The 9,886-nt window shown below is 44.1% G+C and carries 8 protein-coding genes; 3 read left to right on the plus strand and 5 right to left on the minus strand.

What is annotated here, in order from left to right; genetic code table 11:
- Both V7D75_RS04180 and V7D75_RS04185 read left to right on the plus strand, forming a co-directional pair.
- Positions 1-486, plus strand: a 486-nt coding sequence (locus tag V7D75_RS04180) for a winged helix-turn-helix domain-containing protein (RefSeq protein ID WP_333613532.1), incomplete at its 5' end; no start/stop codon positions are given.
- Between the two features lies 1 nt (position 487).
- A complete protein-coding gene (locus tag V7D75_RS04185; RefSeq protein ID WP_442968917.1) occupies positions 488-1,954 on the plus strand; it encodes an ATP-binding protein in 1,467 nt (488 codons plus the stop codon).
- A gap of 65 nt (positions 1,955-2,019) precedes the next feature.
- Here the strand turns inward: V7D75_RS04185 and V7D75_RS04190 are convergent, their stop codons facing one another.
- The 3 genes from V7D75_RS04190 to V7D75_RS04200 form a co-directional block, all read right to left on the minus strand.
- On the minus strand, positions 2,020-4,326 hold the full coding sequence (locus V7D75_RS04190) for a nitric-oxide reductase large subunit (protein WP_333613534.1): 2,307 nt from the start codon (positions 4,324-4,326) through the stop codon (positions 2,020-2,022).
- Positions 4,327-4,857: 531 nt separating this feature from the next.
- A complete protein-coding gene (locus V7D75_RS04195; RefSeq protein WP_333613535.1) occupies positions 4,858-5,781 on the minus strand; it encodes an HpcH/HpaI aldolase/citrate lyase family protein in 924 nt (307 codons plus the stop codon).
- 109 nt (positions 5,782-5,890) lie between these two features.
- Positions 5,891-6,298 (minus strand): DUF1971 domain-containing protein, encoded by a 408-nt coding sequence (locus V7D75_RS04200; RefSeq protein ID WP_144297173.1) that lies wholly within the window; start codon positions 6,296-6,298, stop codon positions 5,891-5,893.
- A 321-nt stretch (positions 6,299-6,619) separates the two neighbouring features.
- On the opposite strand from V7D75_RS04200, the gene V7D75_RS04205 reads away from it, so the two are divergent.
- A complete protein-coding gene (locus V7D75_RS04205; RefSeq protein ID WP_333613536.1) occupies positions 6,620-8,098 on the plus strand; it encodes an MFS transporter in 1,479 nt (492 codons plus the stop codon).
- 122 nt (positions 8,099-8,220) lie between these two features.
- Here the strand turns inward: V7D75_RS04205 and V7D75_RS04210 are convergent, their stop codons facing one another.
- Positions 8,221-9,480 (minus strand): cytochrome P450, encoded by a 1,260-nt coding sequence (locus tag V7D75_RS04210; RefSeq protein WP_333613537.1) that lies wholly within the window; start codon positions 9,478-9,480, stop codon positions 8,221-8,223.
- 165 nt (positions 9,481-9,645) lie between these two features.
- Positions 9,646-9,886: LuxR C-terminal-related transcriptional regulator (locus tag V7D75_RS04215; protein WP_333613538.1), on the minus strand; the 241-nt coding region annotated here is incomplete at its 5' end.

Consider the following 9,886-nt stretch of genomic DNA (forward strand, 5'->3'; position numbering starts at 1 on the left):
ACCGCGAAAGATGATTTAAGCGACCGCGTAAAAGGCATAGAAATCGGCGGCGACGATTATCTGACCAAGCCCTTTGCCTTTGCTGAATTATTGGTCAGAATCAAAAATCTACTACGCCGCGTCAATCAAACCGATTATGCCAATACAGTGCTACAAATTGCCGATTTAAAAATGGATATTGCCAAGCGCACTGTCACGCGCGGCGAGCAGATTATTAAACTGACCGCCAAAGAATTTGCGCTACTACAATTTTTTCTTGAGCGCCAAGGTGAGGTGCTACCGCGCTCTGTGATTGCCTCGCAAGTTTGGGATATCAATTTTGATAGCGACACCAATGTGATTGATGTGGCGATACGGCGTTTGCGGATTAAAATCGATGATGATTTTGATATCAAACTGATTCATACGGTGCGCGGCATGGGTTATCGGCTAGATATAGATGATGATGCCAATGATAGCGCCGATATCACTGCGGTTATTGAATAATATGACGCCGATTGCGACGGATGGTCGCCTATCTTTATTGTGGCGCACTATCCTGCTTTTAAGCTTGTGCGTCATCGTCACTCAGATATTTCTGTATGTCTGGATACAGCGCTCGGTTAATGACCATTTTGAGCAAATGGATGCGGAGATTTTGACCCATGCGGCGTTTAATTTACGCCAGTATATGGACAGCAATAGCATAGTTGATACTAGTAACACTAAGAAAAAGCCACTTTCTCAGCAGACGCTCGCTTTACAGAACGCTAGTATCGACTATGAAGTCAAAACCGTGATTACCGATAATAACGGGCAAGTCCTTGTTAGTGTGCCCGCAGGTTTTATCAATCAATCGGCTCATAGTGGCGCGGTCAAAGCGTTGTGGCAAAAACATCACGAACAGCCGTTTGATTTAAAAATTAACGACCGCCATTATCGCGCTATTGTCATTCAGCACGCCAGCCGCTTAGCACTCATCGCCCTACCCATCGATGTTCATCATCAGTATTTGGCGCAATTTAACCGTCAGCTGATTGTTATCTTAATCGCCATTACCTTTATTTTGGTATTTATCGCTGCTTTTAGCGTGCATTTGGGCTTTGCGCCGCTTGCGACCATTCGGCAAAAAATGAGCCGTATCAATGCCGACCAGCTCGATGATAGAATCGTGATAGCGGATATGCCCAGTGAATTGCGAGCGCTTGCTGAATCTTATAATGCAATGATGGTTAAGCTCGCGCATAACTTTGAAACGTTATCGCGCTTCTCAGACGATATCGCCCACGAGCTGCGCACGCCGCTTGCCACCCTCAGCACCCAAACCCAAGTCATGCTCAGCAAACCGCGAGATAGCGATGAGTATATCGAGCAGCTGCATCATCAGCATGACACCTTAGCGCAATTATCCAGTTTAATTAACAATATGCTGCTACTGGCAAAAACCCAGAAAGGCTTGATTCATTCGCAGTTTAACCGCGTGGATAGCCATTTACTGCTGACTAAGACGATGGAGTATTATGAATGGATAGCCGAAGACCGTGCTATCTCTTTTAAAAAAACAGGTGACTTTAAAACCGTCCTTGGTGATGAAAGCTTATTGCAAAGGTTGTTTGCTAACTTAATTGCCAATGCCGTTTATTATGCCGCCAGTGATAGTATTATTCATATTAATGGCAAAATTGTTACGGATAAGGTTACAGAAAATATGCAAGTCTTATTGTCATCAGGCATTCTAGCCTCATACCTGCAAATCTCTTTTACTAACCGTCTGACTGAACCGATGACGCAAGCAGAAGTGGATAAATTATCAGAGCGCTTTTATCGCCATCATAAAACTCTATCAATGCATGTAGGGACAGGCTTAGGTCTGTCAATTGTGCACGCCATTGTCAATGCTCATAACGGTAAAATAGCCATCACGGTAAAAGACGGCTATTACTTTGAAGTCAGTATCAAACTGCTACTTGCTTAGCCACAAAAAAGCCCTGCCATTGCAGAGCTTTTTTTGCTTTTAATTGATTTTATTATTTTTACCTTTTAGTGTACTGGGTTGGTCGGTAAGTTATCTGAATTTACAGGGCTATCAGGTTGATAACTTGCATGTGAGGGTTTGGCAAAAGCAAATTTAACCACTTGCAGTGCCACACAAACCGCACCAGTAATAAAGATCACGTCAGCAAAGGTACGAATCCAGCGCAGTGTTACTAAGAAATCTTGTTGTAAGAAGCCTTCACTACGTGCGTACCATAGACCTTCGGTCATTGACGCGTGCGCTTGGAAAATACCAATTGGTAATAAGCTAGTGACAATCATCAATACTAAGCCTGCATTTAGCGCCCAAAATCCTGTTTTGATAAGATTTTCACTAAACACATAATCAGGACGGATATAGCGCATGACCAGTAATACAAAGCCGATTGCTAAGAATCCATAGACCCCAAACAGTGCAGCATGCGAGTGAGTGGCGGTAGTATTTAACCCTTGCAAATAGAACAATGAGACTGGTGGGTTAATCATAAAGCCGAACACCCCTGCACCCAACATATTCCAGAACGCGACCGCAACGAAACACATGATAGGCCATTTAAGCTTATTCATCCATGGCGCTTGACGCTGCATAGACCAATGCTCATAACCTTCATAGCCTAGCACCACTAAAGGTACCACTTCTAAAGCACTAAATGACGCGCCGATTGCCATGACTGGTGTGGTTGTACCAGAGAAATATAAATGGTGGAACGTACCTGGGACACCGCCAAGCATGAATAGGGCTGCTGAAGCGATGGCAGAACCGGTGGCGATTTTTTTGTTGACCAAGCCTAAGTTGTAGAAAATGAATGCGAGTGAGACGGTGGCGAATACTTCAAAGAAGCCTTCTACCCATAAATGTACCACCCACCAGCGCCAGTATTCCATGATGGTTAAGTGGGTACGCTCGCCGTAGAACAAGCCTGCACCGTAGAATAAACCCACGCAAACGACTGATGCAAAGAAGATGGCCAATAAATTTTTATCACCGCCCTCTTTTCTTCTAAGCGCTGGTAAACAGCCACGGGTCATCAATACCAACCAGAATAAGATACCAACCCATTTTAAAATCTGCCAGAAGCGACCAAGGTCAATGAATTCATAGCCTTGATGACCAAACCAGAAGTTGTATTTTGCAGGCATAATACCGGCAATCGCAAAGTACTGACTAACAAATGAGCCTACAACCACGAGTATTAATGCCACCCAAAGGATGTCTACGCCCAATTTCTGGTATTTGGGGTCTTTACCGCCATTGATAAGTGGCGTTAAGTACAAGCCTGCCATCAAGAAAGCAGTAGCAATCCAAAATAGTGCTGCCTGAATATGCCACGTACGTACTAACGAATACGGGAAGTAATCGGATACGGCGATACCATAAAACTCTTGCCCTTCAACGGTATAGTGCGCGACAAAGCCACCAATAAATACCTGAAATACGAATAGAGCAACGACTAGTACACCGTATTTTGCCAAGGCTTTTTGTGACGGTGTTAACGCCACTTTGGTTAATGGATCAGAACTTGCCGTTGCTTCTTTGACGTCTTCTTCTTTACGTAAGAACGACCAGCCCCAAATAAGAAAACCAACCCCAGCGATTAAGAACACCACACTGGCGATAGACCACATGATATTTTCAGAGGTTGGGACGTTATCAATTAAAGGCTCATGCGGCCAGTTATTGGTATATGTCGCATCAGTACCCGGACGGTTGGTAGACGCAACCCAAGTGGTCCAAAAGAAAAAGTTGGTCAGTTTTTGTCTGTCTTCAATATCTGCCAAAGTATTGTTTTTCATGGCAAAATTTTCACGCGACTTTTGCAATGAAGGCTCATTACCGTAGAGACCGATATAGTAAGGCGCGACTTCATTAATAGCGGCTATACGCGTATCTGACAATACCACTTGATTATTAGCATTGGTATTGCTGCCACGATATTCTTTTTTCAGTTGCGCGCTAAGTACCGCTTTTTGATCATTCGTTGCCGCGGCAAAATCATGTCCATATAACTCTTGCGCCCGGATATCTAACCACGCCACAAGCTCTCTGTGTAACCAATCTGCTGTCCAGTCAGGCGCTTGATAGGCACCATGTCCAAGTATCGAGCCAAGCTGCTGTCCTCCCGTGCGCTGCCAAGCAGATTGACCATCTAAAATATCTTCTTCTGTGATTAATGCCTTTCCGCTGCTATCAATATACTGATCAGGGATAGGAGGTGCGGTGCGATAGACTTCCACGCCGCCCCAACCTAAAAAGGTAAAGGTAATGACGAGGACGGCGATTAAGCCCCACCAATACTTTTTATATTCGCCCATATCTTGCTCCTACTGGCTAGATAGATAAACTGAACGCTTAACATTCATTTTAAATGAATTTTTATAAGCGCAATTATAATTCCATAAATGATTAATACCGCTGCCTGTTACGATAAATCCATCAATCATCTGGTGAATATTAAGCCTGCTGCCTGAGTGATACTTTAGTCTTGGGATTAAGAATAAAGCACAATAAAAGCTGGGATTAAAGGCTTAAATCTTTGATGACATTAGAGTTAATGAATAGATTTTATCGCTTCATGCGCTAAACCTATTTGATGTATATTTACATCTAGCATCAAATTGGAAACATTTTAACATTCATTTAATATGAATGTTAAGAGTTATTTTTGCTTATTTTTATGTTTCTTATAAACTGCGCGGTTCACTTTTATCAAATCACGAGTGAAGTCCTTCATTTATAACCAAATTTAGAGAGAGAAACTCGAGTAGCAAGTTACTTATACCTAATGCAAAAACATAAAAAAACCAGATAAATGAAGTTATCTGGTCTTTTATTAGGAATACTTATTAATTACTCAGACGATTTAATAGTAGCTGATGACTGCGCTCAATCACCGGCGCATCGACCATATTACCGTCCACTTTAAAGATGGCTTGCCCACTGCGTTCGTATTCTGCGACTACTCTCTGCGCAAATTCAATCTCACTCTCAGTTGGTTGCAGGGCCTCTTTAACAATATCGACTTGCTTAGGATGGATACAAAGCATGCCCGACATACCCATCTGTGACCATAGCTGCACACGCTTGTGCAGTCCCGCGCTGTCATCAAAGTCCGCATACACGCTATCAATCGGTGCGAGCAGTTGATAGACTTTTGAGGTTAAAATCAGCTGATAACGAATTTGATTGGCGATGATATCGGCTGATGCTGTGCCCACCTGTACCTGTAAATCATTGCATAGGTCTAAAAAGCCGTAGCTAAATGCCACCATACCGTGCGCTTCTGCTATCTCATCGGCACGATATAAACCAATAGCATTTTCTATCACTGCAATCACCGGCAGACCCGTTTCTTGGTTAACTTTCTCTATATCTGCTGCCTGCTCCGCTTTTGCTAATAGTACGCCTGCCAGCTTAGGCAGCTGCTGACATAGCGCTAAGTCTTTGGCAAATTCAGCACTACTCGCTTGATTGATACGTAGCCAAAACGGGCGATAGCTTTGCGCCTCATGCTCAGCAGCATAGTAGGCTTTTAATGCTGCGCGAGCTTGGGCTTTGTCTGCTTGCGCAACCGCATCTTCTAAATCAACAATCACTGCATCTGCCCCGCTAGCAAAGGCTTTTTCTACCCGATCTATGCGCGTTGCTGGCACAAACAACCACGTCTTAGTATCAGCAAGTGATTTGATAACAGCTCGGTAAATTGGCGATTCGATATTGGTATCGATACTCGTATTTTTATGGGCAGATGGATTGCTAGAAGGTAACATGCTCGATTCCTAGAGGTAGATATTCATCATATAAACACTTAACGTTATTGTGCCACGACAAAAGCGCTTGTCATAGCCTAATAACGCTAGTTGGTTATAACGCTGGATATTAAGATTCCTCTGGTTTATCAAATAACTTTTCGATAGGTTTACTATGGATTTTCGAGCTGTTAAACATCGATTTATTGCCAGTATCGCCTTCTGTCCAAAAGTTGATATTAAACTGAGCATCATCGCTTAACTCTACGCGGTGCCAATATTGCGGTGGACTGACCGCAAACTGTCCGGCGTTGATAACGACTGTTTTTTCTGGCTCAGTGGCCGCTTCGTCAGCGAAACCATAAAAAGTCACCGTACCTTGCATGACGCAGATTTGGCCGTAAACGCCCTCAGCCGTATTGTGATGGGTCAATAAAGCATTGGGTACTTTATCTTTGGTGAAGAAGTGTGTCGAACGTTTGATTTTCCAATGGCTTGGAATGACGGGATTAGGATTGGTTTGGGTATCAGAACTCATGATAACTCCTTAGCTGGTTTGCTGAGTATAGATTTTTATCTCAATCTGCCTTAAAACCAATATGCGGTTAAGTGTGTAATTGAGAATAATTATCATTAATATAAAATAGCACCTTTTAAATGCTTTTACTAGCTTTGTATGTTTTGACTATCTATAAAAATGTAACACCTTAAATGCGATCGCCGCCCCATTAACGGTCGCCCTATCCATAAGTAGTATACAAACTACGCCCTATACTGCTTTCGCTCAATGGTGATGCTGCCCCATTATTGCTATTTTGTATCCATTACCAGCATCAGAATTTATAATGGGGACATTATTATGCATGCCAAAGAATTACTTGAGCTTGAGCGCCGTGATATCAGGGCGCTGCACTATACGTGGATTGCTTTTTTCCTCACCTTTTATGTCTGGTTTAATATGGCACCGCTGGCAACATCGATGCTACAGACAGAAAGCTATCTGACCCCTGACCACATCAAATTATTTTTAATCGCCAACGTCGCGCTAACGATTCCTGGGCGGGTTATCGTCGGCATGGCATTGGACCGTTTTGGTCCGCGGCGTGTGTTTTCTATCCTGATGGTCGTGATGGCGATACCGACGTGGTTTTTTGCGTTTGGTAACTCGGCAACCCAGCTATTCGTCTCGCGCTTATTTATGTCGATCGTCGGAGCCGGTTTCGTCGTCGGTATTCATATGACCACTTTATGGTTTAAGCCAAAAGACATCGGTTTTGCCGAAGGTTTTTATGCTGGCTGGGGCAATTTTGGTTCAGCGGCGGCGGCGATTACCATTCCAACCGTTGCTTTGCAGTTCTTTGGCGGTGACGATGGCTGGCGCTGGGCAATTGCGCTATCGGGTTTGTTAATGGCCTTATACGGCGTGGCCTATTGGTTTTTGCTTACCGATGGGCCAGAAGTTGGTACCCATAAAAAATCTCGTAAAGCGGGCGCGTTAGAAGTATCAACATGGAAGGATTTGTGGTTATATTGCTTGTTTATTATTCCTTTATACGGCGTCTTATCTCTGCTAGTGTATCGTACGCAAGCGATGGGTTTTTTAAGTGCCACTGGCGGGATTATTTGTTATAGCGTCATTATAGTGATGGTCATTTACCAAATTTATAAAGCCATTAGTGTCAACGCACCTGTGATCAAAGCCGGTATTCCAGAAGATGATAAATACCCCTTTAAATCGGTAGCGGCGCTAAACGTCAGCTATTTTGCTAACTTTGGCGCAGAACTGGCGGTGGTTTCTATGCTGCCGATGTTCTTTGCCGCGACTTGGAAACTTGATCCAACGGCTGCTGGTTTGATTGCCTCTACCTTTGCCTTTGTTAACTTATGGGCGCGGCCACTTGGCGGCTATATCTCTGACAAAATCGGTAATCGCCGTTTGGTGATGTTGGTTTATATGTTTGGTATCGGCATTGGTTTTGTGCTGATGGGCGTGCTTAATGCCGAGTGGCCGTTATTTATCGCCGTGGTGTTTACCATTTTGTGCTCGGTATTTGTACAAGGAGCCGAAGGCGCGACCTTTGGTATCATTCCCTCGATTAAACGTCGTCTGACCGGTCAGATATCAGGTATGGCAGGCGCTTATGGGAACGTGGGCGCGGTATTTTACTTATTTATTTACACCTTTGTAGAGCCCAATCAGTTCTTTTATATCATCGCGTTTGGCGCATTTGTCGCGTGGATTGTGTGTTATTTTTGGTTGGCAGAGCCCGAAGATGCCTTTGGTGATGAATATAAAATGTCCTCTGTCGATCGTCAGATTGCCGCAGAACAAGGCTAATTATTCATAATAGCTTTTTATCGAAAACAAAAACCCACTTAGCAAACGTTAAGTGGGTTTTTTAATGGGGGCGATATTTATCTCAGAGTAATTTTTTCTAAAATAATTTAACCTAAAACGATTTAAGCTAGCACCACAGGCACATGACTATAACCGCCCAATGGTGGCTGCTCACGCTCCAAAGAAAAACCCGCCGCTAAGGTGATATCTGTGAAATGGGCTAATAGTGCTTTAGTAGCAATTCTAAGCTGCCAAGTAGCAAGCAGGCGCCCTGGGCAGACGTGCTTGCCGATACCATAAACCACGTTAGCAGCGGCATGCTTTTGAGGGTCGAAATCATTGTCACCAAACACCGCTTCGTCGCGATTGGCTGATGTCCAGTTTAACTGTACGCGCGCGCCTTTGGGTAGCTTGTGCGCACCGATAGATACGGGACACGTAGTGATACGGCGGTTGGAGACGAAGAGATCGTCATTTCGTAATATCTCGTCGATGATAGCCTCAAGTTCGCTATCAGTAGCTCGTGACCAGAAGTTTACTTGCTCAGGATGCTTGACAATATGAGCGATGATAACGCCGACACACAAAGCGATAGACCCCAAATCGCCGCCAGTCCAATTACGCAAAATAGAAACCAATTCGGCTTCGCTCAGCTCCCGCCCATCGATACGCTCACGGCACAATTGAGCGGTGACGCTATTCATATCAAGGCTGTTTTTAGTGACGTTGTTTATAGCAATGTTGTTTTCAGCAGTTTTGGTTTCAGCAGTGCTCGCTTTAAACATGCCAGCCACTTCGTCAGTATTACGATATGGCTGTAACACCGAGCGGATAATATCATCGAAGTCTTGCGCGACTTGTGCCATTTTTACGTCGTCTTTTGAGCGAGTAGCGCTGTGATTGTCGCACATCCATTGTAAAAGCCTTGGCTCCAATTCAGTAGGCCAGCCAAGCCACGCGCATTGGGCGCGGACGGCAAATACCGCGCCGATATCATCGACTGCATTGAGCATTTTACCTTTTGGAAGCTCACTCATCAATTCTGTTGCGACCTTGTCAAAAATAGAGACATAAGGCAGTAGCGCTTCTTTACTAAGATAACCATCAATCAGCGCCCTAAAATGCTCGTGCTCTGCGCCGTACAAACCATTGGGTACTTGCAAAAAACGCGACACCTGACTGGAAAAACGCTCATCATCTAAAGCCGCCGCCACCACATCAGCATGGCGTAGTAACACCCACTCCCCTGCGTCATTATTTTTTATGACATCATGCGCTTGCCGTAAGTTATCGGTCAGGGCGCGCAAATCACTGTCTTTACAAATAGTGACCTCAGCAGTCGCATGAACGGTTTTTTGATCAAATAAGTTAGATGTCATCATAAATCCTCACAGCAGGTATTCGGTTTTGTAGCGCCTCTCAATTCTCTACATCTTTAGTTTATACTGCTAGGCAACTTTATAAACGACAACCATCATACACGCAAATCCATAAGTTTTTAATGAACAAGGAAGTAATGGATAAGCAAGTCACACTTAACACTCTATTTACTTAGATAAATGATTGACCGTCCACACCGCCGCTTCTACACGCGTGCGCAGACCCGTTTTATTGAGGATATGTTTGACATGGACTTTTACTGTCGACTCGGCAATATCCAAATTATTGGCAATCATTTTATTACTCAGCCCTTCAGCAATCATCTGAATCACTTGCAGCTCTCGGCTGGTCAAATTACTGGCGATATCTTCGATACTGGGTGTGCGCAAGGTTTGGGCAAGTATCGAG

The sequence above is a fragment of the Psychrobacter sp. genome, assembly GCF_036731945.1.
Lineage (GTDB): Bacteria > Pseudomonadota > Gammaproteobacteria > Pseudomonadales > Moraxellaceae > Psychrobacter.

What these genes read in the sequence shown, in the direction of transcription:
- V7D75_RS04185 (WP_442968917.1), top strand. Translation starts at nt 488, where the DNA reads ATGACGCCGATTGCGACGGATGGTCGCCTATCTTTATTGTGGCGCACT.
- V7D75_RS04190 (WP_333613534.1), bottom strand. Translation starts at nt 4,326, where the DNA reads ATGGGCGAATATAAAAAGTATTGGTGGGGCTTAATCGCCGTCCTCGTC.
- V7D75_RS04195 (WP_333613535.1), bottom strand. Translation starts at nt 5,781, where the DNA reads ATGTTACCTTCTAGCAATCCATCTGCCCATAAAAATACGAGTATCGAT.
- V7D75_RS04200 (WP_144297173.1), bottom strand. Translation starts at nt 6,298, where the DNA reads ATGAGTTCTGATACCCAAACCAATCCTAATCCCGTCATTCCAAGCCAT.
- V7D75_RS04205 (WP_333613536.1), top strand. Translation starts at nt 6,620, where the DNA reads ATGCATGCCAAAGAATTACTTGAGCTTGAGCGCCGTGATATCAGGGCG.
- V7D75_RS04210 (WP_333613537.1), bottom strand. Translation starts at nt 9,480, where the DNA reads ATGATGACATCTAACTTATTTGATCAAAAAACCGTTCATGCGACTGCT.